Raw genomic sequence first — 22,566 nt, 5'->3', positions numbered from 1 at the left:
CAGGGGTTATCCACAGCGGTTGACATGGCTTGGCGGGGGTTTCATCCTGGAAATCGGCGGACCGAACGATCGGTCGGGAGAGGGTGAGGGGGATCGGATGGCGACAGCGGCGTCAACAGCAGCGGCATCAACAGCGGCAGCAGCGGATCGGCGAACGCCGGACGAGCGGTCCGGGGACGACGGCGACCGACAGGGCCTCTTCGACGCGGCCGTGGCGGCGGACGACCGTATCGAGCCGCGCGACTGGATGCCGGACGCGTACCGGGCGACGCTCGTGCGGCAGATCGCCCAGCACGCGCACTCGGAGATCATCGGCATGCAGCCGGAGGCGAACTGGATCACCCGGGCGCCCTCCCTGCGCCGCAAGGCGATCCTGATGGCGAAGGTGCAGGACGAGGCGGGTCACGGCCTGTACCTGTACAGCGCGGCGGAGACGCTGGGCGCGAGCCGCGACGAACTGCTCGACAAGCTCCACACGGGCCGCCAGAAATACTCGTCGATCTTCAACTACCCCACCCTGACCTGGGCGGACGTAGGGGCGATCGGCTGGCTGGTGGACGGCGCGGCGATCACGAACCAGGTCCCCCTGTGCCGCTGCTCGTACGGCCCGTACGCCCGCGCGATGGTCCGCGTCTGCAAGGAGGAGTCGTTCCACCAGCGCCAGGGATACGAACTGCTGCTGGCGCTGAGCAACGGCACGAGCGAACAACACGCGATGGCGCAGGACGCGGTGGACCGCTGGTGGTGGCCGTCCCTGATGATGTTCGGCCCCCCGGACGACGAGTCGGCGCACTCCGCGCAGTCGATGGCGTGGAAGATCAAGCGCCACTCGAACGACGACCTGCGCCAGCGCTTCGTGGACATCTGCGTCCCCCAGGCCGAGTCCCTGGGCCTCACCCTCCCGGACCCGGACCTGAGGTGGAACGAGGAGCGGGGCCACCACGACTTCGGCCCGATCGACTGGACGGAGTTCAAGGAGGTCCTGAAGGGCAACGGCCCGTGCAACGAGCAGCGCATCACCAAGCGCAGGCAGGCCCACGAGGACGGCGCCTGGGTGAGGGAAGCGGCGGCGGCCCACGCCGCGAAGCACACCGGTGAGACAGGAGCCCGCGCATGACCACCGACTGGCCCCTCTGGGAGGTCTTCGTCCGCTCCCGCCGCGGCCTCGCGCACACGCACGCGGGCAGCCTCCACGCCCCGGACGCGGAACTGGCCCTGCGCAACGCCCGCGACCTGTACACCCGCCGGGGCGAGGGCGTCTCCATCTGGGTCGTCCCCTCCACCGAGATCACCGCCTCCTCCCCCGACGAGAAGGACTCGTTCTTCGACCCGTCCGCCGACAAGCCGTACCGCCACCCGACGTTCTACGAGATCCCGGAGGGGGTGAAGCACCTGTGACGCCGACGCGTACGGCACCGGCGCTCGCCCTCGGCGACGACGCGCTGATCCTCTCCCACCGCCTCGGCGAGTGGATGGGCCACGCCCCGGTCCTGGAGGAGGAACTCGCCCTGGCGAACATCGCCCTGGACCTCCTCGGCCAGGCCCGCGTCCTCCTCTCGCTGGTCGGCGACGAGGACGAGCTGGCCTACCTGCGCGAGGAGCGCGCCTTCCGCAACGTCCAGCTCGTGGAGCAGCCGAACGGCGACTTCGCGCACACCATCGCCCGCCAGCTCTACTTCTCGACGTACCAGCACCTGCTGTACGAGGAACTCGCGCGCGGGGAGGGCGAGTTCACCGGCCTCGCGGCGAAGGCCGTCAAGGAGACCGCGTACCACCGCGACCACGCCGAGCAGTGGACGCTGCGCCTGGGCGACGGCACGGCGGAGAGCCACGCGCGGATGCGCACGGCGTGCGAGGCGCTGTGGCGGTTCACCGGCGAGCTGTTCGAGCCGGTGGAGGGCCTCGGCGTCGACCCGGGGCCGCTGGAGTCGGCGTGGCGGACCTCGGTCGAGGAGGTCCTCGGCCGCGCCGGGCTCCCCGTCCCGGAGGGTCCGCGCACCGGAGCGTGGCGGGCGGGCGCCGGTCGGCAGGGGCTGCACACGGAGTCGTTCGGCCGGATGCTCGCGGAGATGCAGCACCTGCACCGCAGTCACCCGGGGGCGTCATGGTGACGGCCCTGGAGGAGAGGCTCCTCGCGGTCGCCGGCTCTGTGCTCGATCCCGAGCTGCCGGTCCTGACCCTGAGCGAACTCGGCGTGGTCCGCGCGGTGCACGTCCAGGGGCCGGGCGCGGTCGAGGTGGACCTCACGCCGACGTACACGGGCTGCCCGGCGGTGGAGGCGATGTCCGCCGACATCGAACGGGCCCTGCGGGCGGAGGGCATGCGCGAGGTGACCGTCCGCCGGGTCCTCGCTCCGGCGTGGTCGACGGACGACATCACGGAGGAAGGCCGCCGGAAACTCAGGGAGTTCGGGATCGCGCCGCCTCGGGTGAGGGGCGGTGCGGGGCCGGTGCCGGTGAGTCTGGGGGTGACGCGCGGGGCGGGTGCGGGCGGGCAGGCGGCGGACCCGGCCGGTCACGCCACCCTCATCGAGCGCGGAGCGGGCGCGGGCGGGCACACAAAAGCGTCGGCCCAGAGGCCGCGCGGGGAAGCGGCGGCGGGGACAGCTGGCGCGGCCTCGGAAGAGCGCCTGCCGCAGGCGCCCGCAGCCGACTCGCCGGAGGCCGGATTCACCGGGCCGGGAGCCCTGCGCGCGGGCGACACCCCCATCCCCTGTCCCCACTGCGGCTCCCCCGACACCGAGTTGCTCAGCCGGTTCTCGTCCACCGCCTGCAAGGCGCTGCGGCGGTGCCGGTCCTGCCTCGAACCCTTCGACCACTTCAAGGAGTTGTGATGGCCCGCTTCCACGCGCTCCGGGTGACCGAGGTGGAGCCGCTGACGGACGACTCCGTGGCGCTGACGTTCGCGGTGCCGCCTCGGCTGCGGGAGGCGTACCGGCACGCGGCGGGCCAGCATCTGGCGCTGCGGCGGCGGGTGGACGGCGAGGAGATCCGGCGTACGTACTCGATCTGTTCACCGGCGCCGGGTGCGGAGGGGCCGCGGACGTTGCGGGTGGGGGTGCGGCTGGTGGAGGGGGGCGCGTTCTCGACGTACGCGCTCAAGGAGATCGCCGCCGGGGACGAGGTGGAGGTGATGACCCCGGCCGGACGGTTCACGCTGGAACCGGCGCCGGGGCTGTACGCGGCGGTCGTCGGGGGCAGCGGGATCACGCCCGTGCTGTCGATCGTCTCGACGCTCCTCGCGCGGGAGCGGACCGCCCGGTTCTGCCTGGTGCGCGGCGACCGTACGGCGGCGTCGACGATGTTCCTGGAGGAGGTGGCCGACCTCAAGGACCGCTACCCGGACCGGTTCCAGCTGGTGACGGCGCTGTCGCGGGAGGAGCAGCAGGCGGGGCTGCCGTCCGGGCGGCTGGACCGGGAGCGGCTGACCGCGCTGCTTCCGGCGCTGCTGCCGGTGGGGGCGGTGGCGGGGTGGTTCCTGTGCGGGCCGTTCGGGCTGGTGACCGGCGCGGAGGAGGCGCTCCGTGGACTGGGGGTCCCTCGCGAGCGGGTCCACCAGGAGATCTTCCACGTGGCCGACGCGCCCGCACCGACACGGCCGGACGCGCCCGCGCACAGCACGCTCACGGCCCGGTTGGACGGCCGGTCCGGGACCTGGCCCGTCCAGGACGGGGAGTCGCTGCTGGAGACGGTGCTGCGGGTACGGCCCGATGCGCCGTACGCCTGCAAGGGGGGCGTCTGCGGGACCTGCCGGGCGTTCCTCGTCTCCGGGGAGGTGCGGATGGACCGCAACTTCGCGCTGGAGCCGGAGGAGACGGAGGCGGGGTACGTGCTGGCGTGCCAGTCGCATCCGGTGACGGAGGGGGTGGAGGTGGACTTCGACAGGTGAGCGCCGGTCTCTCGGGGGCGGGGCGCGTTGAGGGGGCGGGGCGCGTTGAGGGGGTGCGGCCGTTCCCTTCTTCTAGAACCTGTTCTATCTTGACGGACCGTCAGATCCGAGTGTGACCCCGTCGGGAGGACCAGGCCGTGGACTTCACGTTCAGCGAGGAGCAGCAGGCGGCGGCCGAGGCGGCGCGCGGGGTGTTCGCGGGGGTGGCGCCCGACGGGGTGCCGTCCCCGGCGAAGACCCAAGGGCGGCCGGTCGCCGAGGGGTTCGACCGGGAGCTGTGGGCGAAGCTCGCGGACGCGGACCTGCTGAGCCTGCTGCTCGACGAGGAGTACGGCGGGGCCGGGCTCGACGTGATCGCGCTCTGTCTGGTGCTGCGGGAGGCGGGCAAGGTGCTCGCGCGGGTGCCGTTGCTGGAGAGCGTCGCGGCATCCGCAGCGATCCAGACGTACGGGTCTGCCGAGTTGAAGGAGGCGGTGCTCGCGTCGGCCGGGCGGGGGGAGACGGTGCTGACCGTCGCCGCGCACGGGCGGACGGGGCACGACGGGGCCGAACTCGCGGTCTCCGCGCGGCGGGAGGGGGTGGGATGGGTGCTCGACGGGGTGCAGACGGTGGTGCCGTGGGCGTTCGACGCGGACCTCGTCGTCGTACCCGCGCACGTGGGGGACGGGCGGAGTGTGCTGGCCGTCGTGCGGGCCGGGGACGTCGTGCTCGGGGAGCAGGTGTCGACCGCCGGGGAGCGGGTGGGGGAGGTGCGGCTGGAGTCCGTGCGGGTCGCGGGGGAGTACGTCGTGGAGGGGGAGGGGGCTTGGGAGTGGCTGTGGGGGGTGCTGGCGGTGGGGACCTGTGCGGTGGCCTCCGGCCTCGGGGAGCGGGTGTTGCGGATGACCGCGGAGTACACGGCCGGGCGGGAGCAGTTCGGGTATCCCATCGCCACGTTCCAGGCGGTCGCCATGCAGGCCGCGGACCGGTACATCGACCTCCGCGCCATGGAGGCGACCCTCTGGCAGGCCGCTTGGCGCATCGCCTCCGGCACGCGGGGGGCGCTGCCGGTCGCCGGGGATGTGGCCGTGGCGAAGGTGTGGGCGGCGGAGGGGGTGCGGAGGGTCGTGCAGACGGCTCAGCATCTGCATGGGGGGTTCGGGGCCGATGCGGATTATTCGCTGCACCGGTATCACGCTTGGGCGAAGCAGGTTGAGCTGTCGCTGGGGGCGGCGGGGGGGTACGAGGAGGCGTTGGGGGAGTTGTTGGGGGCGTACGCGTTGGGGTGATGCCTACGAGGATGCCGCTTCATGCCGGTCGGCGGATGCGCCCCGCCGACCGAAGAGACCCTCCCCCGCCGAGGGGCGCCCCGCGCCGGACTTCGGCCAGTGCGGGCGCCCCGTGTCCCGGCCGTGCTCAGACCACCGTGCCCGGGTCTCCCGACGGGCGTACCACCGGCCTGCCCTCGGACTCCCACGCCTGCATACCGCCGATGACGTTGACCGCGTCGATGCCCTGCTGGACCAGGTACGCCGTGACCTGGGCCGAGCGTCCGCCCGAGCGGCAGACGACGTTGACGCGGGCGTCCTGCGGGGCCGCCTCGGTCAACTCGCCGTAGCGGGCCACGAAGTCGCTCATGGGAATGTGCAGGGCACCGGCGGCATGGCCCGCCTGCCACTCGTCGTCCTCGCGGACGTCCAGCAGGAAGTCGCCGTCCTTGAGGTCCGCGACCTCGACCGTGGGCACACCAGCTCCGAAACTCATGCCCCGACGCTACCCGAACCACGCCCCCGGCCGGCCTACGACCACCGGTCCCACACGTCGACGCCCACAAACGGTCACGGCGAGGCGGTCACGGCGAGGCGGGCGCAGCGGCACCCCACCGGCCCGGGCGAGCACCGACGCCCCTGCCCCAGCCACCCACCGACCCGCACCCGAACCACTACCCCAGCAACCCCGCCAGTTCCCGCTCCCTGTTCGCCACGTCCGTCAGCAGCTGTTCGGCGATCTCCTCCAGCAACCGGTCCGGGTCGTCCGGCGCCAGCTTCAGCATGGAGCCGATCGCACTGTCCTCCAGCTCCTTCGCGAGCGCGGCCAGCATCTCCTTGCGCTGGGCGAGCCATTCGAGGCGGGCGTAGAGGACATCGCCGGGAGCGGGTTCGCGCTCCGGGGGGACCGGGCCCGCGGCCCACTCCTCGGACAGCTCACGGAGCAGCGCCTCGTCGCCACGGGCGTACGCGGCGTTCACCCGCGTGATGAACTCCTCGCGGCGCAGGCGCTCCGCGTCCTCCTGGGCGAGGTCGGGGTGGGCCTTGCGGGCGAGGTCGCGGTAGAGCTTGCGGGCCTCGTCGCTGGGGCGGACGCGCTCCGGGGGGCGTACGGGCTGCTCCGTCAGCATCGCCACCGCCTCCGGGAACAGGCCGTCGCCGTCCATCCAGCCGTGGAACAGCTCCTCGACGCCGGGCATGGGCATCACCCGGGCCCGCGCCTCCGCCGCGATCCGTACGTCCTCCGGATCGCCGGTCCGCGCGGCCCTCGCCTCCGCGATCTGCGCGTCCAGTTCGTCGAGCCGGGCGTACATCGGCCCCAGCTTCTGGTGATGCAGCCGGGAGAAGTTGTCGACCTCCACCCGGAAGGTCTCCACCGCGATCTCGAACTCGATCAGCGCCTGCTCGGCGGCCCGCACGGCCTGCGCGAGCCGCTCCTCGGGCCGCGCCGGCTCAGCTTCAGCTTCGGGGGTCGTCACCCGCCCAGCGTAATCGCTCCGCTGGGGACGCCGGGCGCGTACGGGTCCTGGCAGGGATACGGCCGTTAGGCGAGCCGCCTCGCCCGCACCCCCACCCCGCCCCCCACCTCCGCTCACCCCTCCCTCACACCCCCGTCTCCGCCTCCACCTTCCCCTCCCGTACCGCCGTCACCAGCGCCCCGTGGTCCGCCTCCGTGCGGTCCGCGTAGGACACCGCGAACCGCGCGATCGCCTCGTCCAGTTCCTCGCTCTTGCCGCAGTAGCCGGCGATCAGGCGGGGGTCGGTGCTGTGGGTGTGGGCTCGGGCCAGGAGCGCACCGGTCATGCGGGCGTAGTCGTCGAGCTGGTCGGGGGCGAGGGCGGCGGGGTCGACGCTGCCCTTGCGGTTGCGGAACTGGCGTACCTGGAAGGGGCGGCCGGAGACCGTGGTCCAGCCGAGCAGGATGTCGCTGACCACCTGCATGCGCTTCTGGCCGAGGACGACCCGGCGCCCCTCGTGGTCGACGGGGTCGACGGGGAAACCGGCGGTCACCAGGTGGGGGACCAGGACGGAGGGGCGGGCCTCCTTCACCTGGAGGATGAGGGGCTCGCCCCGGTGGTCGAGGAGGAGGACCACGTACGAGCGCGCGCCCACGCTGCCCGTGCCGACGATGCGGAACGCGACGTCGTGGATCGAGTGGCGGGCCAGCAGGGGGAGCCGGTCCTCGGAGAGGGTCGTGAGGTAGGACTCCAGGGCGGCGACCACGGCCGACGCCTCCTCGTCCGGGACGCGGCGCAGGACGGGCGGCGCGTCCACGAAGCGGCGTCCGCCGGTCTCGGAGGGCTCCGTCGACTTCGCCGCGAAGCGTCCGCTCGTGTTGGCGCGGGCCTTCTCCGAGACCCTCTCCAGCGTGCCCACCAGATCGCGGGCGTCGCTGTGGGAGACCAGCTCCTCGTCGGCGATGGCGTTCCACGCGTCGAGGACGGGCAGCTTGGCCAGCAGCCGCATCGTGCGCCGGTAGGCACCGACCGTGCCGTGCGCGGCCTCACGGCACGTGTCCTCGTCGGCACCGGCCTCGCGGCCCGCGAGCACGAGGGACGCGGCGAGGCGCTTGAGGTCCCACTCCCACGGGCCGATCACCGTCTCGTCGAAGTCGTTGAGGTCGATGACCAGATGTCCACGGGCGTCGCCGTACAGACCGAAGTTCGCGGCGTGCGCGTCGCCACAGATCTGGGCCGGGATTCTCGTCGCGGGCGTGCGCGCCAGGTCGTACGCCATGAGTCCGGCGGAGCCGCGCAGGAACGCGAACGGCGAGGCCGCCATCCGCCCCACCCTGATCGGCGTCAGCCCGGCGATGCGGCCCCGGTTCGACTCCTCCACGACGGCGACGACCTCGGGACGGGCCTCGTCCACCTCGAACCCGGCGTGCGCACTCCTCGGCACCGCCCGCCGCAGCCCCTTCCCGACCTCCTTGGGCGCCTCGCCCGAGTCCCCGTTCCACTCCGCGAACCCCGCCACCCGAGGAATCCGAACCCCGCTCACGACCGACCGCCTCCCCCGTGCACCACCGCACGATCATCAACTCGCCCCGACCGTACAGCCATCCCCCGAAACCCGGCATGCCCTGTGGACAACTCCCGACTTGCGGACAACTCCGTCACCCACCCGCGCCCCATCCCTCACGTGAATCACTTGAACCCCGGCACCCTCCCCAACTCCCCCACCCCCACCACCCGGGCCACCCCGAGAAACACCGCCCCCAGCACCACAACCCCCGCAGCCAGCGCACCCCCAGCCCCCAACACCCCGCCCCCCAGAGCCGATTCACACACCCGGGCCACCAACCACCCGGCCCCCGCCCCGACCCCCGCCGCGAAGACCACCTTCGTGTACGACCGCCGCACCTCCCCGGAATCCAACCGCCCCCCGACCCGCTTCCTCAGCACCCTCGAAGTAATCAGCAATCCGGCGAAATAGGACAGCGTGTAACCTCCGGCCATCCCCACCACGGCCCACCGGGCCGGCAACAGCGCATGACAGGCGACGGCCAGCGCGATATTCACGGCGACGACCCAGCACGTCATGAAGAACGGCGTGCGGGTGTCCTCGAAGGCGTAAAAACCTCGGAGCAGCAAATACTGCGCGGAGAACGGGATCAACCCCAGCCCGAACGCCTGCAACATCTGCCCCAACGGCCGAACGGAATCCGCGTCGGCGGCGCCATGTGCGAATATCACCGTCGCGATCTGCGGCCCGAGCGCCAGGAACAGAAAAGCCGCTGGAACGATCACCACCCCACTCACCCGCAACGCCCGCGAGATATCGGCCCGAAGATCCCCGAGCCGCCCTTCGGCGACCGCCTTGCTCATCCGGGGCAGCAGAGCGGTCACCAGCGAGACGGTCACGATGGACTGGGGCAGCATCCAGATGGTCTGGGCGTAGGTGTAGGCCGAATACCCGACACCCCCGTCCGGCAGAGCATTGTCGGCGGCGTTGGCATAATTCGTGACGACAGTCAGGGAGACCTGATTGGCGAGAACGAACAACAGGGTCCACTTGGCCGCGTGAACACTCCCCCCGAGCCCCGTCCCCTTCCAGTCGAACCGAGGCCGGAACCGGAATCCGGCGGCCCGGGCGAAGGGAATCAGCGCGAGAGCCTGGACGACGATCCCGGCGGTGGTCCCGATCCCGAGCAACCGCACCTGCGTATCCGTGATGTCCTGCACCCGCTCGGGAGCGGTCATGAACCCGAGATAGCACCCGAACATCCCGATGAGCACGAAATTGTTGAGCACCGGAGTCCACATCATCGCGCCGAACTTCTCCCGCGCGTTGAGGACCTGCCCGTACATCCCGAACACCCCGTAGAAAAAGATCTGCGGCAACAGGAACCGGGCGAAAGTGACGGTCAGTTCGAAGGCGGCGTGATGCGAGGGAGTGTCCCGCATGTAGATGGACACGATCTCCGGCGCCGCCCAGACCGCCACCGCCGTACCCACCGCGAGGACGGTCACGACGAGGGTGACGAGCCGCTGCTCGTAGGCGCGCCCGCCATCGGCGTCGGTGGCCCGCGCCCGTACCAGCTGAGGAACGAGGACCGCGTTCAGCGCACCCCCGATCAGCAGCGTGTAGAGGCTGGTCGGCACGGTGTTGGCCGTGTTGTACGTGCTGGCCAGCAACCCCGTGCCGAGCGCCGCCGCCTGGAGCACCTGCCGGATCAGCCCCGTCGCCCGCGACACGACCGTCCCCAGCGCCATCAGGACGGACGAGCGCCCGACCCCCGCCTGCTTCTTCTCCGCCGCGTGCCGACGCCGCGCCACACTGCCCGCCCCCTGAACCATGCGGGTCAACTTAGCGACCCGCGCGATCCGTTCACCACATCAGGGCGTCCGCCATGTCCTGCTGCCAGTACGTCACCTTGAGGGAGTCGTCGATGTAGACGCCCCCGGCGGGCAGCTTCGGTTTGGCGCCGGTGCCGACGCTGCCGCCGTCCAGGTCACGGCCGTAGAAGTACACCGCCAGCGACTTCACCGTACGGCCGCCCGAGGCGCTGCCGTCGGTCGCCGAGAGCGCGACCCCGGCGTACCCGGACTGCCCCGGTTCCAGCGTGACGACGGCCTGCGGCTGCGAGTCCTCGATGACCGGCGGCACGGACTGCGCACCGGTGAACCTGACGGCCGGGTAGTAGTACAGGAAGCAGGGCTTGCCGCCGGTGTTGGTGACGGTCAGCAGCATGTGGTTGACGGGCCGGTTGACGGGCGCGGCGACGGTCTTGGTGTTGGACCCCTCGCAGGTGACGGGCGAGGCGGACTTCCCGGCGGAGGGCTTGGCGGTGGAGGGCTTGCCGGTGGAGCCACCTGACGTACCCCCGGAGGTGCCGCCGGAAACGGAGGATTCCTTACCGGCCGAAGAGCCGCCCGACGAACCCCCCGTCGAAGCGGACCCACCGGACGTCGAAGCCCCACCAGAGGTCGAACCCTGAGCCGGAGCGGAAGCGGGCGGCGCGTCCGAGGAGGACGCCGGCACCGGCGCCCCGGTGACATCGACCCCCGTCCCGTCCTTGCAGGCGGTCATCGACAACGCGGCCATCACGACGCCCGCCGCGGCGCTCACGAGACGGACACGACGGGTACGGGAGGTACGGAAACCGGACATGGCTGAGCTGCCCCTTAGTCGTTCGGGTCGGTGTGGTGCTTGGATGACCCGAGCTTGTGGGGTGATCCGTCCCAACTGCCACGCCCAGCGCCCAGTTGGGGACGCCGGAACGGAAAAACACACTCCCACCAGGGGGAACGCGGTCCGCCTGGAACGCGCGAACGGGACACGGGAAGAGGGAGCGACAGGTGTCAGCGACGGTGGGGGCCGACGACATCGAGGAGTTCGCGGCGCGGCTGCGCACCCTCAAGGACCGTTCAGGACTCAGCTACGGCACCCTCGCCAAGCGCCTCCACATGAGTACGTCGACGCTCCACCGCTACTGCAACGGCACCGCCGTACCCCCCGAGTACGCCCCCGTCGAACGCCTCGCCCGAGCCTGCCGCGCGACCCCCGACGAGCTGGTGGACCTCCACCGCCACTGGATCCTCGCGGACACGGCGCGCAGACGCCGTACGAAGGAGACGACGGACCCGTACGTCCCTGTCGAGCCGCCCGGCGAGACAGCGCCGACGCCACCGGCCGCCACGAAGCCCCCGAGCCCCGAGACCTCACCGCCGCCCGAGACCACCCCGAGCTGGGCCAAGCGGCCCGCCACCCCCACAGCCCCCGCCACTCCGGCCGCCCCCGCCGAAACCCCCGACACCCTCGAAGGCCCGCCCCCCTCCCGCAGGCTCCCCCGCAAAGCCACCCTCATCGCCGCAGCGGCGCTGGTCACCGCCCTCACCGCCGCGGCCCTGGTCGCGAACCGCCCGGACGAAGCCTCCCCGGACGGGAAAGCGGCCGGTCTCACCAACCCCACCCCCACCGCCCCCTCGGCACCCCGCTCCCCCGCCCCCTCACCGAGCCCCTCCACGTCCCCCTCGACGACGGCCTCCTCGACGACAGCCCCCTCGGCGTCGGCCCCGCAAGCCGCCCCCGAACCCACCGGCACCCCCCTGACGGTCGGCGTCCGCCCGTACGTCTACGAGTCCCCCTGTAGTCAGGAGTTCCTCGTGGACAGCGAACCCGCCCAGATGGGCCCGCCCGCACCGGAACCCGACGCCCCCCGCTGGGCGGCGGCGAACGGCGCGGTCTCCGCGAACCAGCAGATGATCGGCCTGACGCTCCAGGGCACGGGCCGCGAGACGGTCGTCCTGGAGTCCCTGAACGTCCGCATCCTGACCAAGCACGCCCCGCTCGCGTGGAACGTGTACGGCATGGGCTCGGGCTGCGGCGGCAACGTGGAGACGAAGTCGTTCGCGGTCGACCTGGACCAGGGCAGCCCGGCGGTGACGGTGAAGGGCGGCCAGCGCGGCTTCCCGTACAAGGTCAGCGAATCGGACCCGGAGGTCTTCTACATCAACGCGACGACGACCGCGCACGACGTCCGCTGGGACCTCACCCTGAAGTGGTCGAGCGGCACCCGCACCGGCACCGTCCACATCGACAACGAGGGCACCCCGTTCCGCACGAGCGCCGACGACGGCCGGGACATCTGGGACTACCCCCTGGGCGGCAACGAGTGGATCCGCACCCCACGCAACGAGGGCCAGACCCCCTGACCATCTCGTACGCGCCCTGGTGAGAGACACCTCACACCAGGACGGACATCACACCGCACAAGCCGGAGCCAACGCATGAAGAAACCCCCCAGGTCGATGACCTGAGGGGTTTCTCACTGTGCGCGAGGGGGGAGTTGAACCCCCACGCCCTTTCGGGCACTGGAACCTGAATCCAGCGCGTCTGCCTATTCCGCCACCCGCGCATTGGGTGTGTCTTCCGGGCTCCGGCCCCTGCGGGCTGGCCCCTTCCGACGTGGAAAACATTACCACGGGGGATCCGGCCCCTTCACCTCACTTGTCACACAGGGGTACCCACCGTCCCGCCCCGGTGAGTGACACGTATCAACCTCGTACCGGTGTTCCCCCGTCTCCCGGGAAGCCGGAGCAGGTGCACAGTCAGGTGCGGGACACTGGTCCGTGAGCGCCTCTACGATCCTCGGCAGCACGGCGCGAAAGGGGAACCGGCTCTTTCACCGCCGCGTGGATACGATCAGTAAGCAGTACGAGCAACAGCACGAGACGTTCGAACAGCACGGCCCGCAGCGACAACGACCGAGCCGTCACGACGGAGGAGGTGCCCCATGGGAGTTCTGAAGAAGTTCGAACAACGCCTGGAAGGGCTGGTCAACGGCACCTTCGCCAAGGTCTTCAAGTCCGAGGTCCAGCCCGTGGAGATCGCCGGAGCGCTCCAGCGCGAGTGCGACAACAACGCCCAGATCTGGAACCGGGACCGGACCGTCGTCCCCAACGACTTCATCGTCGAGCTGAGCACGCCCGACCACGAGCGCCTCAGCCCCTACTCCGGACAGCTCGGTGACGAACTGGCCGGGATGGTGCGGGACTACGCGAAGCAGCAGCGCTACACCTTCATGGGGCCGATCAAGGTCAACCTGGAGAAGGCGGACGACCTGGACACGGGCCTGTACCGGGTCCGCAGCCGCACCCTCTCCGGCTCGACCGACCAGCAGGCCCCCGCGGCCGGCAGACCGGCCGCCCCGGCTCCGTACGGCGCACCCCCCATGCCCGCCTCCCCGCCGCCCGGGCGCCCCGGATACGGCTACCCGCCCACCGCGGGACAAGCGGGCCAGGCAGGACAGGGCGGCGGCCTCGCCGGTGCGCCCGCCCCCGGTTCCCGCGCCCGGCACTGGATCGAGATCAACGGCGCCCGCCACCAGATCTCCGGCGCGACCCTGGTCCTCGGCCGCTCCACCGACGCCGACGTGCGCATCGACGACCCGGGCGTCTCGCGCCGGCACTGCGAGATCCGTACCGGTTCGCCCTCCACCGTCCAGGACCTCGGGTCCACGAACGGCATCGTGGTGGACGGACAGCACACCACCCGCGCTACGCTCCGCGACGGCTCGCGGATCGTCGTGGGCAGCACCACCGTTATCTACAGGCAAGCCGAAGGGTGAAGCGGGGGCAATGTCAGAGCTGACCCTGACGGTCATGCGGCTGGGTTTCCTGGCCGTACTGTGGCTGTTCGTGATCGTGGCCGTACAGGTCATCCGCAGCGACCTGTTCGGTACGCGCGTCACCCAGCGCGGCTCGCAGCGCTCCCGGCGGGGCGGTGACCAGAACGCGCAACAGGGACGACGGCAGCAGCAGGCCGCCGCCGCGCCCCCGCAGCAGCGCCAGCAGCCCGCCTCCGGGGGCCGCCGGGGCCGTAACGCACCCACCAAGCTGGTCGTCTCCGAGGGCACCCTCACCGGCACGACCGTCGCCCTCCAGGGCCAGACCATCACCCTGGGCCGGGCGCACGACTCGACGATCGTGCTGGACGACGACTACGCCTCCAGCCGCCATGCCAGGATCTACCCGGACCGCGACGGCAACTGGATCGTCGAGGACCTCAACTCCACCAACGGCACGTACCTCGACCGAACGCGGCTGACGACCCCCACACCGATCCCGCTGGGCGCCCCGATCCGCATCGGCAAGACCGTCATCGAGCTGCGGAAGTAGTGCTGCATCATGAATGAGCGCGAGCGGAGCGAGCTCCCGACCGGAGGGTGGGCAGTGTGGCTCGACACGACCGGCCTTACGCCGAACCGACCGGTGAGGTGCGCATGAGTCTCTCCCTGCGCTTCGCCGCCGGATCGCACAAGGGCATGATCCGCGAGGGCAACGAGGACTCCGGATACGCCGGCCCCCGCCTGCTCGCCATCGCGGACGGCATGGGCGGCGCCGCCGCCGGCGAGGTCGCCTCCTCCGAGGCGATCTCCACGATCGTCGCGCTCGACGAGGACATCCCCGGCTCGGACGTCCTCACCTCCCTCGCCACGGCCGTCCAGCGCGCCAACGACCAGCTGCGCTCGCTGGTCGACGAGGACCCCCAGCTCGAAGGCATGGGGACGACCCTGACGGCTCTGCTGTGGACGGGCCAGCGCCTCGGCCTCGTACACGTCGGAGACTCGCGCGCCTACCTGCTGCGCGACGGCGTCCTCACGCAGATCACGCAGGACCACACCTGGGTGCAGCGCCTCGTCGACGAGGGCCGGATCACCGAGGAGGAGGCGACGACCCACCCCCAGCGCTCCCTGCTGATGCGCGCCCTCGGCTCCGCCGAACACGTCGAACCCGACCTCTCGATCCGCGAGGTCAGGGCGGGCGACCGGTATCTGATCTGCTCCGACGGCCTCTCCGGCGTCGTCTCCCACCAGACCCTCGAAGAGACCCTGGCCAGCTACCAGGGGCCCCACGAGACCATCCAGGAGCTCATCCAGCTCGCCCTGCGCGGCGGCGGCCCCGACAACATCACCGTGATCGTCGCGGACGTCCTCGACCTCGACACCGGCGACACCCTCGCGAGCCAGCTGTACGACACCCCCGTGGTCGTCGGCGCGGTCGCCGAGAACCAGCTCCAGCTGCCGCACGACAACGGCATCATGCAGACCCCGGCCGGACGCGCCGCGAGCCTCGGACGGCACCGCGCGAACCCCGGCGGCGGCGAGTTCGGGCCCCCCGGATCGGGGGACGTGACCGGTTTCATCTCCACCGACGGCTTCGGCGACTACTCCGAGGACGACTTCGTCAAGCCCCGCAAGAGCCGTAAGTGGCTCAAGGTCTCGCTCTACAGCGCGCTCGCCCTCGCGGTCGTCGGCGCCGGTCTGTACGGCGGCTGGCGGTGGACGCAGACGCAGTACTACGTCGCCGCCAAGGGCGAGCACCTCGCGCTGTACCGGGGGATCAGCCAGGACCTCGCCTGGGTCTCGCTCTCGAAGGTCGAGAAGGACCACCCCGAGATCGAACTCAAGTACCTCCCGCAGTACCAGCAGAAGCAGGTCGAGGAGACGATCCCGGCGTCCAGCCTGAAGGGCGCCCAGAAGAAACTCGACGAGCTGTCGATCCAGGCGTCCGCGTGCAAGAAGCAGGCGCAGGAGGGGAGTTCGGGAACCGGATCCTCGTCGTCCGCGTCCAAGCCGTCGCCGGGCCCGTCGGCCACGGCGGGTACGCAGAGCCCGGGACCGAACGCGTCCCCGTCCCCGGCGGCCAGCCCGTCGGCCACCCCGAGCCCCGGGCCGTCTCTCTCTCAGGAGGAGGAGCAGGTCGTCTCGCTGTGCGGCAAGCAGTAGCGAGCCGTGAGGCAAGCAAGAGGCAAGCCGTGAGAGGCCCCGTCACACGATGAGCAGTACTACCAACACACCGACGCACCACACGTCCACGATCGGTGCCATCGGCGCGCCGAGCAGACGCAACACCGAGCTGGGACTGCTGGTGTTCGCCGTCCTCATCCCGGTGTTCGCCTACGCCAACGTGGGCCTCGCCATCAACGAGCAGGTCCCCGCGGGGCTGCTCAGCTATGGCCTGGGACTCGGTCTGCTGGCCGGCGTCGCACACCTCGTCGTACGGAAGTTCGCGCCGTACGCCGACCCGCTGCTGCTGCCGCTGGCGACGCTGCTCAACGGGCTCGGGCTGGTCGCGATCTGGCGGCTCGACCAGTCGAAGTTCCTCCAGAACGCCGACCAGGCGGGCAACGCGGCGCCCCGGCAGCTCCTGTACACGGGGATGGGCATCGCGCTCTTCATCGTCGTCCTGATCTTCCTGAAGGACCACCGCGTCCTCCAGCGTTACACGTACATCTCGATGGCCGGCGCGATCTTCCTGCTGCTGCTGCCGCTGGTCCCCGGGCTCGGGCAGAACATCTACGGCGCGAAGATCTGGATCTCGGTCGCCGGGTTCTCCATCCAGCCGGGGGAGTTCGCGAAGATCGTGCTCGCGATCTTCTTCGCCGGGTACCTGATGGTGAAGCGGGACGCTCTCGCGCTCGCCAGCCGCCGGTTCCTCGGTCTCTACCTGCCGCGCGGGCGTGACCTCGGGCCGATCCTCGTGGTCTGGTTCCTGTCGATCCTCATCCTGGTCTTCGAGACCGACCTGGGGACGTCCCTGCTGTTCTTCGGCATGTTCGTGATCATGCTGTACGTCGCCACCGAGCGGACCAGCTGGATCGTCTTCGGTCTGCTGATGTCCTCGGTCGGCGCGGTCGGCGTCGCGAGCTTCGAGTCGCACGTCCAGCAGCGCGTCCAGGCGTGGCTCGACCCGATGGGCGAGTACAAGCTCTCCCAGCAGGGCATCATCGGCCACTCCGAGCAGGCCATGCAGGCGCTGTGGGCGTTCGGCTCCGGCGGCACGCTCGGCACCGGCTGGGGCCAGGGCCACTCCGAGCTGATCAAGTTCGCCGCGAACTCCGACTTCATCCTCGCCACCTTCGGCGAGGAACTGGGCCTGGCCGGCCTGATGGCCCTGCTCCTGCTGTACGGGCTGATCGTGGAGCGCGGCATCCGTACGGCGCTCGCCGCGCGCGACCCGTTCGGCAAGCTCCTCGCCATCGGCCTGTCCGGCGCGTTCGCCCTCCAGGTGTTCGTCGTCGCCGGCGGTGTCATGGGCCTCATCCCGCTGACCGGTATGACGATGCCGTTCCTCGCGTACGGCGGGTCCTCCGTCATCGCCAACTGGGCGCTCATCGGCATCCTCATCCGCATCAGCGACACGGCCCGCCGCCCGGCCCCGGCCCCCGCCTCGAACCCCGACGCCGAGATGACCCAGGTGGTCCGACCCTCATGAACAAGCCCCTGCGCCGCGTCGCGATCTTCTGCGGTCTGCTGATCCTCGCCCTGCTGGTGCGGGGGAACTGGCTCCAGTACGTCAAGGCGAACGAGCTGGCCACCGACGACAAGAACCGGCGGGTGCCGATCACCCGGTACTCGATCCCGCGCGGCGACATCATCGTGAACGGCAAGGCGATCACCGGCTCGGTGGAGACCACCGGGGACTACAAGTACAAGCGGACCTGGAAGGACGGCCCGATGTGGGCGCCGGTCACCGGGTTCTCGTCGCAGGCGTACGGCTCCAACTTCCTGGAGAACCTGGAGGACGGCATCCTCTCGGGCACCGACGACCGCCTCTTCTTCCGCAACACCCTCGACATGCTCACCGGCAAGCAGCGCGCGGGCGGCAGCGTCGTCACCACCCTCAACGCCGCCGCGCAGAAGGCCGCGTACGAGGGTCTCGCCGGCAAGAAGGGCGCCGCCGCCGCGATCGACCCGACCACCGGCAAGATCCTCGCGCTGGTCTCGACCCCCTCGTACGACCCCTCGAAGTTCGCCGGGCAGTCCAAGGCCGACGGCGAGGCGTGGAACGCCGTACAGAAGAAGAGCGACCCCGACGACCCGATGCTGAACCGGGCGCTGCGCGAGACGTACCCGCCGGGGTCGACGTTCAAGGTCGTCACCGCCGCCGCCGCGCTGGAGAACGGGATCGTCTCCGGGATCGACGACAAGACCGACACCCCGGACCCGTTCCAGCTGCCGCAGACCAAGACCGACCTCACCAACGAGCACGGCGACTGCGAGAACGCGACCCTGGAGTACGCGCTCGAAGTGTCCTGCAACACCGTCTTCGCGAAGATGTCCGACAACGTCGGCAACAAGAAGATGATCGAGCAGGCCACGAAGTTCGGCTTCAACGAGGGCAAGCTGGACGTCCCGGTGCGCGCCGCCGAGTCCGTCTACCCCGAGGACAACCGGCCGCAGAACGCGCTCGACGGCATCGGCCAGGGCTCCACCCGGGCCACCCCGCTCCAGATGGCCATGGTCGCCGCGGCCATCGCCAACGACGGCAAGCTGATGAAGCCGTACATGGTGGACTCCCTCAAGTCCCCCAACCTCGACACCCTGGAGACCACCGAACCCAAGGAGCTCTCCCAGGCCGTCTCCTCCGCCACCGCGCAGAAGGTGCAGCAGATGATGGAGACGGTCGTGAAGACGGGTACCGGCAAGAACGCGCAGATCCCCGGCATCACCGTCGGCGGCAAGACCGGTACCGCGCAGCACGGCCTGAACAACAGCGAGAAGCCGTACGCCTGGTTCATCTCCTACGCCAAGCTGGGCGACGGCTCCTCGCCGGTGGCCGTGGCCGTGGTCGTCGAGGACGGTTCCGCCGTCCGTGAGGACATCACCGGCGGCGGTCTCGCCGCGCCGGTGGCGAAGGCCGTGATGCAGGCGGTCATCGGCAACAAGAAGTGACCCCGCTCACGTAATCCGCGCATCGGTGCACGTTGCGATACCGGTCCTGTATCGAGTAACGGGCTTGGCCAGGTGAGACAGAACGAGCCGGGTAGCGTATCCCCGGACGGCAGCCGCCGACCGGGCGTGTGTGCCGGTCGGGACCGACGGAGAGGGCTGGTAACAAGCTATGGAAGAGCCGCGTCGCCTCGGCGGCCGGTACGAGCTGGGCCAGGTGCTCGGCCGTGGTGGCATGGCGGAGGTCTACCTCGCGCATGACACCCGCCTTGGCCGCACCGTGGCGGTGAAGACGCTGCGCGTGGACCTCGCGCGCGACCCTTCCTTCCAGGCCAGGTTCCGCCGGGAGGCCCAGTCGGCCGCCTCGCTCAACCATCCCGCGATCGTGGCGGTCTACGACACGGGCGAGGACTACCTCGACGGGGTCTCGATCCCGTACATCGTCATGGAGTACGTCGACGGCTCCACGCTCCGCGAACTCCTGCACTCCGGGCGCAAGCTGCTGCCCGAGCGCTCGATGGAGATGACCGTCGGCATCCTCCAGGGACTGGAGTACGCGCACCGCAGCGGCATCGTCCACCGCGACATCAAGCCGGCGAACGTCATGCTGACGCGCACCGGCCAGGTCAAGGTCATGGACTTCGGCATCGCCCGCGCGATGGGCGACTCCGGGATGACGATGACGCAGACCTCCGCGGTCATCGGCACGGCTCAGTACCTCTCGCCGGAGCAGGCGAAGGGGGAGCAGGTCGACGCGCGCTCCGACCTGTACTCCACCGGCTGCCTGCTGTACGAGCTGCTCACCGTACGACCGCCCTTCGTCGGTGACTCCCCCGTCGCCGTCGCCTACCAGCACGTCCGCGAGGAGCCGCAGCCGCCGTCCGTCTTCGATCCGGAGATCACCCCGGAGATGGACGCGATCGTCCTCAAGGCGCTCGTCAAGGACCCCAACTACCGCTACCAGTCCGCCGACCAGATGCGCGCCGACATCGAGGCGTGCCTCGACGGCCAGCCGGTCCAGGCCACCGCCGCGTTCGGCGCGGTCGGATACGGCGGCTACGGCGACGACCAGGCGACCACCGCGCTGCGGTCCGACTCGGGGGCGACGACCATGTTGCCGCCGATGAACCCCGATGACGGGGGGTTCGCCGGGTACGACGACCGGCCGGCCCGGCGGCGTCAGCAGAAGAAGTCGAACACGTCGACGATCGTGCTGGCGTTGGCCGCGGTGCTGGTGCTGGTGGGGGCGGTGCTCATCGGGTGGTACGTCACGAACGGGAGTGACGGGGCCAAGAACGACACCACCCCGGTGCCGTCCTTCGTCGGGCAGACGGAACAACAGGCGCGCCAGACAGCCATCAACGGCGATCTCCAGGTCGCGGTCGCCGAGAAAAAGCCCTGCGAGAACGCCGAGACCGGGAAGGTCTGTTCCCAGGACCCGGCGGCGGGCGCGACCGTCGACAAGCAGACGACGGTCAAGCTCGTCATCTCCACCGGGGCGCCGAAGGTGGCTGTTCCCAGTGTTCTCGGCGAGGACGTGGACAAGGCCACGGAGAAGCTTGAGGGCGACGGGTACGAGTTCAACGTCAAGACCGTGACGCAGGAGTCCACCGAGGCGGCGGGCACGGTTCTGGCGCAGGACCCCAAGCTCGGCGATCAGGTCGAGAAGGGGTCGACCATCACGCTGACCGTCGCGAAGGCGGCGGCCAAGGAGACCGTTCCGGACGTCACCGGGCTCAGCTGCGAGGACGCCAAGTCCCGGATCGAGCAGAACAACCTGACGGCCGGGTCCTGCAACAACGTCCAGGTCCAGGACCAGAACCAGAACGGCAAGGTCGTCTCGACCAACCCGTCGATCGGTCAGCAGGTGGACAAGGACACCACGATCAACATCCAGGTCGGCCAGGCTCAGCTCCAGATCCCGTCCAACCTGACCAGCATGTCGCTGAAGGACGCCAAGCAGGCGCTCTCGAACCTCGGGCTCCAGGTCAACGTCATCGGGTCCCAGGACGACAACGCCCGCGTGATCAACTCCAACCCCGGTCCCGGGCAGACGGTCCAGCCGGGGCAGACGGTCACCGTGCTCGCCCAGGACAACGGCGGTAACAACAACGGGGGCAACAACGGCGGCGGCGGCTTCTTCGGCGGGCTCAACGGGGCGGCGTTCCGCACGGAGGACTGACGTCCGGTCACACCGTGAAAACCCCGGTTCCCTCGTCCTGAGGGGGCCGGGGTTTTTCGTTGCTCATCCGTTCGTATGTCGATCGTGTCTTCGGATCGGTTCACTCGTTTGCAGGACATGATCAACGAAACCGTGCTGCTGGAGTCCAAGTCACTGCGGGAGAGCGTGGCGGAGCGGACGGAGGTGTTGGACCGGGTCAAGGTGCTGGCGTTGCTGCCGGATGGGGTGCATGTGACGACGGCGATGGTGGCGGCGTACTTCGGGGTGGGGGTGACCGCCATCACCTCTCTGGTTCATGACCACCGACAGGAACTCGGAACCAACGGCTACCGAGTTCTGACAGGTACAGAACTGACTTCCTTCAAGGAAGTCAGTGGGATCCGGTCGCGCACAGCCTCGCTCGCCCTCTTCTCCCGCCGAGCCGTCCTCAACGTCGCCATGCTGCTCCGCGACAGCGAAACCGCACGTCAGGTGCGTGTGTACCTCCTCGACATGGAGTACATGGCCCGTTCCCAGCCTGTGGATAACTCTGTCCACAGGCTCTCCGACCCCTTCCTCCAGGCTGTGGATGACCGCATCGACGAGCGCATCGTCCACATCCTCAGCAAGACCGTCGTCCCTATGTTCAACGCGCTCATCGAGACGTCGGGAGAGCACCGCAAGGAGTTGGTGTCGCTACGGGCGGATGTGCAGGCCGTGGAGAGGAGGCTCCGGCAGCACAAGGCGAGGCTGCGGCGGGTGATGAGCGCGGTGTGAACGACTGAAGTCCTTGAAGGACTTCAGTCAGCCGAGTTATCCACAGGAGGTGAGGTCCTTTAAGGACCTCACCTCAACTCCCTCGGCGGCGTCCTCTTCCCATCCACCTTCTCCGTCCGCACCAGCTCCCCCCACACCACGTACCGATACCGGCTCGTATACACCGGCGTACAAGTAGTCAGCGTGATGTAGTGCCCCGCCTTCTCCGTCCCCGACTCCTTCGGGATCTGGGAGAGGACCTTGACGTTGTACTTCGAGGTCTCGGGGAGGGTGGAGTAGACCTTGTAGATGAACCACGTGTCCCGCGTCTCGAAGACGATCGGGTCGCCGTTCTTCAGCTTGTCGATGTTGTGGAACTTGGCGCCGTGGCCGTCACGGTGGGCGGCGAGGGTGAAGTTGCCCTGTTTGCCGCTGCCCGGAAGGGTCGCCTGGACGGGGTCGGTGTAGTAGCCGGCGACGCCTTCGTTCAGGACGTCGGAGGACGTGCCCTTCTCGACCAGGACCTCGCCGTTGTCCATCGCGGGGACGTGGAGGAAGCCGATGCCGTCCTTCGTGTCGAGGGCGCCGGGCCCGGCCGGCCTGGACCAGGTCTCGCGGACCTTGTCGCCCTGTTTCGCGGCCTCCCGGTCGGCGATGACGTTGGTCCACCAGAGGGAGTACGCGACGAAGAGCCCGAGGACGAGACCGGCGGTGATGAGGAGTTCGCCGAGGACGCTCACGGCGGTGGCGAGGCGTCCGCCCTTGCGGCGGGGCGCGGGGGACCCGGTGTCCAGGGTGGTCGTCCCGTCGGTCGTCGCTGTCACGTCTGTCTGCCC

20 protein-coding genes and 1 tRNA gene are annotated in these 22,566 nt (G+C 70.2%); 14 read left to right on the top strand and 7 right to left on the bottom strand.

Annotation, left to right across the window (positions count from 1 at the left end; genetic code table 11):
• Positions 1 to 97: 97 nt before the first annotated feature.
• From paaA to ACQCO7_RS22055, 6 genes are all read left to right on the top strand, one after another.
• Positions 98 to 1,117, top strand: a complete 1,020-nt coding sequence (paaA, locus tag ACQCO7_RS22080; RefSeq protein WP_464073466.1) for a 1,2-phenylacetyl-CoA epoxidase subunit PaaA — start codon at positions 98 to 100, stop codon at positions 1,115 to 1,117.
• A complete protein-coding gene (gene paaB, locus ACQCO7_RS22075; RefSeq protein WP_464073465.1) occupies positions 1,114 to 1,398 on the top strand; it encodes a 1,2-phenylacetyl-CoA epoxidase subunit PaaB in 285 nt (94 codons plus the stop codon). Before paaA ends, paaB begins: the two co-directional genes overlap by 4 nt.
• Positions 1,395 to 2,111 carry a 1,2-phenylacetyl-CoA epoxidase subunit PaaC gene (gene paaC / locus ACQCO7_RS22070; protein ID WP_464073464.1) on the top strand — a complete coding sequence of 239 codons (717 nt, stop codon included), beginning with the start codon at positions 1,395 to 1,397 and terminating at the stop codon, positions 2,109 to 2,111. Before paaB ends, paaC begins: the two co-directional genes overlap by 4 nt.
• Positions 2,105 to 2,833: a 1,2-phenylacetyl-CoA epoxidase subunit PaaD gene (paaD, locus tag ACQCO7_RS22065; RefSeq protein ID WP_464073463.1), complete on the top strand. Its 729-nt coding sequence runs from the start codon at positions 2,105 to 2,107 to the stop codon at positions 2,831 to 2,833. The genes paaC and paaD overlap by 7 nt, the downstream gene beginning before the upstream one ends.
• Positions 2,833 to 3,888: a 2Fe-2S iron-sulfur cluster-binding protein gene (locus ACQCO7_RS22060; RefSeq protein WP_464073462.1), complete on the top strand. Its 1,056-nt coding sequence runs from the start codon at positions 2,833 to 2,835 to the stop codon at positions 3,886 to 3,888. The genes paaD and ACQCO7_RS22060 overlap by 1 nt, the downstream gene beginning before the upstream one ends.
• A gap of 137 nt (positions 3,889 to 4,025) precedes the next feature.
• Complete coding sequence (locus ACQCO7_RS22055) at positions 4,026 to 5,156, top strand: acyl-CoA dehydrogenase family protein (RefSeq protein WP_464073461.1); 1,131 nt, start codon at positions 4,026 to 4,028, stop codon at positions 5,154 to 5,156.
• A 127-nt stretch (positions 5,157 to 5,283) separates the two neighbouring features.
• On the opposite strand, the gene ACQCO7_RS22050 is transcribed toward ACQCO7_RS22055, so the two are convergent.
• The 5 genes from ACQCO7_RS22050 to ACQCO7_RS22030 all read right to left on the bottom strand — a co-directional run bounded on the left by ACQCO7_RS22050 (position 5,284) and on the right by ACQCO7_RS22030 (position 10,748).
• Positions 5,284 to 5,613, bottom strand: a complete 330-nt coding sequence (locus ACQCO7_RS22050; RefSeq protein ID WP_464077265.1) for a rhodanese-like domain-containing protein — start codon at positions 5,611 to 5,613, stop codon at positions 5,284 to 5,286.
• A gap of 196 nt (positions 5,614 to 5,809) precedes the next feature.
• Positions 5,810 to 6,613, bottom strand: a complete 804-nt coding sequence (locus tag ACQCO7_RS22045) for a J domain-containing protein (RefSeq protein ID WP_010350687.1) — start codon at positions 6,611 to 6,613, stop codon at positions 5,810 to 5,812.
• A 124-nt stretch (positions 6,614 to 6,737) separates the two neighbouring features.
• Positions 6,738 to 8,135 (bottom strand): DUF2252 domain-containing protein, encoded by a 1,398-nt coding sequence (locus ACQCO7_RS22040; protein WP_464073460.1) that lies wholly within the window; start codon positions 8,133 to 8,135, stop codon positions 6,738 to 6,740.
• A 146-nt stretch (positions 8,136 to 8,281) separates the two neighbouring features.
• Positions 8,282 to 9,934 (bottom strand): murein biosynthesis integral membrane protein MurJ, encoded by a 1,653-nt coding sequence (gene murJ / locus ACQCO7_RS22035; RefSeq protein WP_464073459.1) that lies wholly within the window; start codon positions 9,932 to 9,934, stop codon positions 8,282 to 8,284.
• A gap of 31 nt (positions 9,935 to 9,965) precedes the next feature.
• On the bottom strand, positions 9,966 to 10,748 hold the full coding sequence (locus tag ACQCO7_RS22030; RefSeq protein WP_464073458.1) for a DUF4232 domain-containing protein: 783 nt from the start codon (positions 10,746 to 10,748) through the stop codon (positions 9,966 to 9,968).
• Positions 10,749 to 10,936: 188 nt separating this feature from the next.
• Here ACQCO7_RS22030 and ACQCO7_RS22025 point away from each other — a divergent pair, with 188 nt between their 5' ends.
• Positions 10,937 to 12,292: a helix-turn-helix domain-containing protein gene (locus ACQCO7_RS22025; protein ID WP_464073457.1), complete on the top strand. Its 1,356-nt coding sequence runs from the start codon at positions 10,937 to 10,939 to the stop codon at positions 12,290 to 12,292.
• A gap of 119 nt (positions 12,293 to 12,411) precedes the next feature.
• Here ACQCO7_RS22025 and ACQCO7_RS22020 read toward each other — a convergent pair.
• Positions 12,412 to 12,495 (bottom strand) — tRNA-Leu (locus ACQCO7_RS22020).
• Positions 12,496 to 12,873: 378 nt separating this feature from the next.
• Between ACQCO7_RS22020 and ACQCO7_RS22015 the strand changes: the two genes are divergently transcribed.
• The 7 genes from ACQCO7_RS22015 to ACQCO7_RS21985 all read left to right on the top strand — a co-directional run bounded on the left by ACQCO7_RS22015 (position 12,874) and on the right by ACQCO7_RS21985 (position 21,751).
• Positions 12,874 to 13,707, top strand: coding sequence for an FhaA domain-containing protein (locus ACQCO7_RS22015; protein WP_464073456.1), 834 nt, complete (start codon positions 12,874 to 12,876; stop codon positions 13,705 to 13,707).
• A gap of 10 nt (positions 13,708 to 13,717) precedes the next feature.
• Positions 13,718 to 14,257: an FHA domain-containing protein FhaB/FipA gene (locus ACQCO7_RS22010; protein WP_010350695.1), complete on the top strand. Its 540-nt coding sequence runs from the start codon at positions 13,718 to 13,720 to the stop codon at positions 14,255 to 14,257.
• A gap of 104 nt (positions 14,258 to 14,361) precedes the next feature.
• The gene (locus ACQCO7_RS22005; protein ID WP_464073455.1) at positions 14,362 to 15,867 is read left to right on the top strand and encodes a Stp1/IreP family PP2C-type Ser/Thr phosphatase; all 1,506 of its coding nucleotides are present in this window, start codon (positions 14,362 to 14,364) and stop codon (positions 15,865 to 15,867) included.
• A gap of 49 nt (positions 15,868 to 15,916) precedes the next feature.
• Positions 15,917 to 17,356 carry an FtsW/RodA/SpoVE family cell cycle protein gene (locus tag ACQCO7_RS22000; protein WP_464073454.1) on the top strand — a complete coding sequence of 480 codons (1,440 nt, stop codon included), beginning with the start codon at positions 15,917 to 15,919 and terminating at the stop codon, positions 17,354 to 17,356.
• Positions 17,353 to 18,816: a peptidoglycan D,D-transpeptidase FtsI family protein gene (locus ACQCO7_RS21995; RefSeq protein ID WP_464073453.1), complete on the top strand. Its 1,464-nt coding sequence runs from the start codon at positions 17,353 to 17,355 to the stop codon at positions 18,814 to 18,816. The genes ACQCO7_RS22000 and ACQCO7_RS21995 overlap by 4 nt, the downstream gene beginning before the upstream one ends.
• 169 nt (positions 18,817 to 18,985) lie before the next feature.
• The gene (pknB, locus tag ACQCO7_RS21990) at positions 18,986 to 20,995 is read left to right on the top strand and encodes a Stk1 family PASTA domain-containing Ser/Thr kinase (RefSeq protein ID WP_464073452.1); all 2,010 of its coding nucleotides are present in this window, start codon (positions 18,986 to 18,988) and stop codon (positions 20,993 to 20,995) included.
• Between the two features lie 117 nt (positions 20,996 to 21,112).
• Positions 21,113 to 21,751 (top strand): restriction endonuclease, encoded by a 639-nt coding sequence (locus tag ACQCO7_RS21985; protein WP_464073451.1) that lies wholly within the window; start codon positions 21,113 to 21,115, stop codon positions 21,749 to 21,751.
• A 68-nt stretch (positions 21,752 to 21,819) separates the two neighbouring features.
• Here the strand turns inward: ACQCO7_RS21985 and ACQCO7_RS21980 are convergent, their stop codons facing one another.
• Positions 21,820 to 22,554 (bottom strand): class E sortase, encoded by a 735-nt coding sequence (locus ACQCO7_RS21980; RefSeq protein WP_464073450.1) that lies wholly within the window; start codon positions 22,552 to 22,554, stop codon positions 21,820 to 21,822.
• Positions 22,555 to 22,566 lie beyond the last annotated feature (12 nt).

The organism is Streptomyces saintjeani, assembly GCF_055409605.1.
The sequence above is the reverse complement of the archived record's forward strand: the minus strand, read 5'-3'. Positions and strand labels throughout refer to the sequence as shown.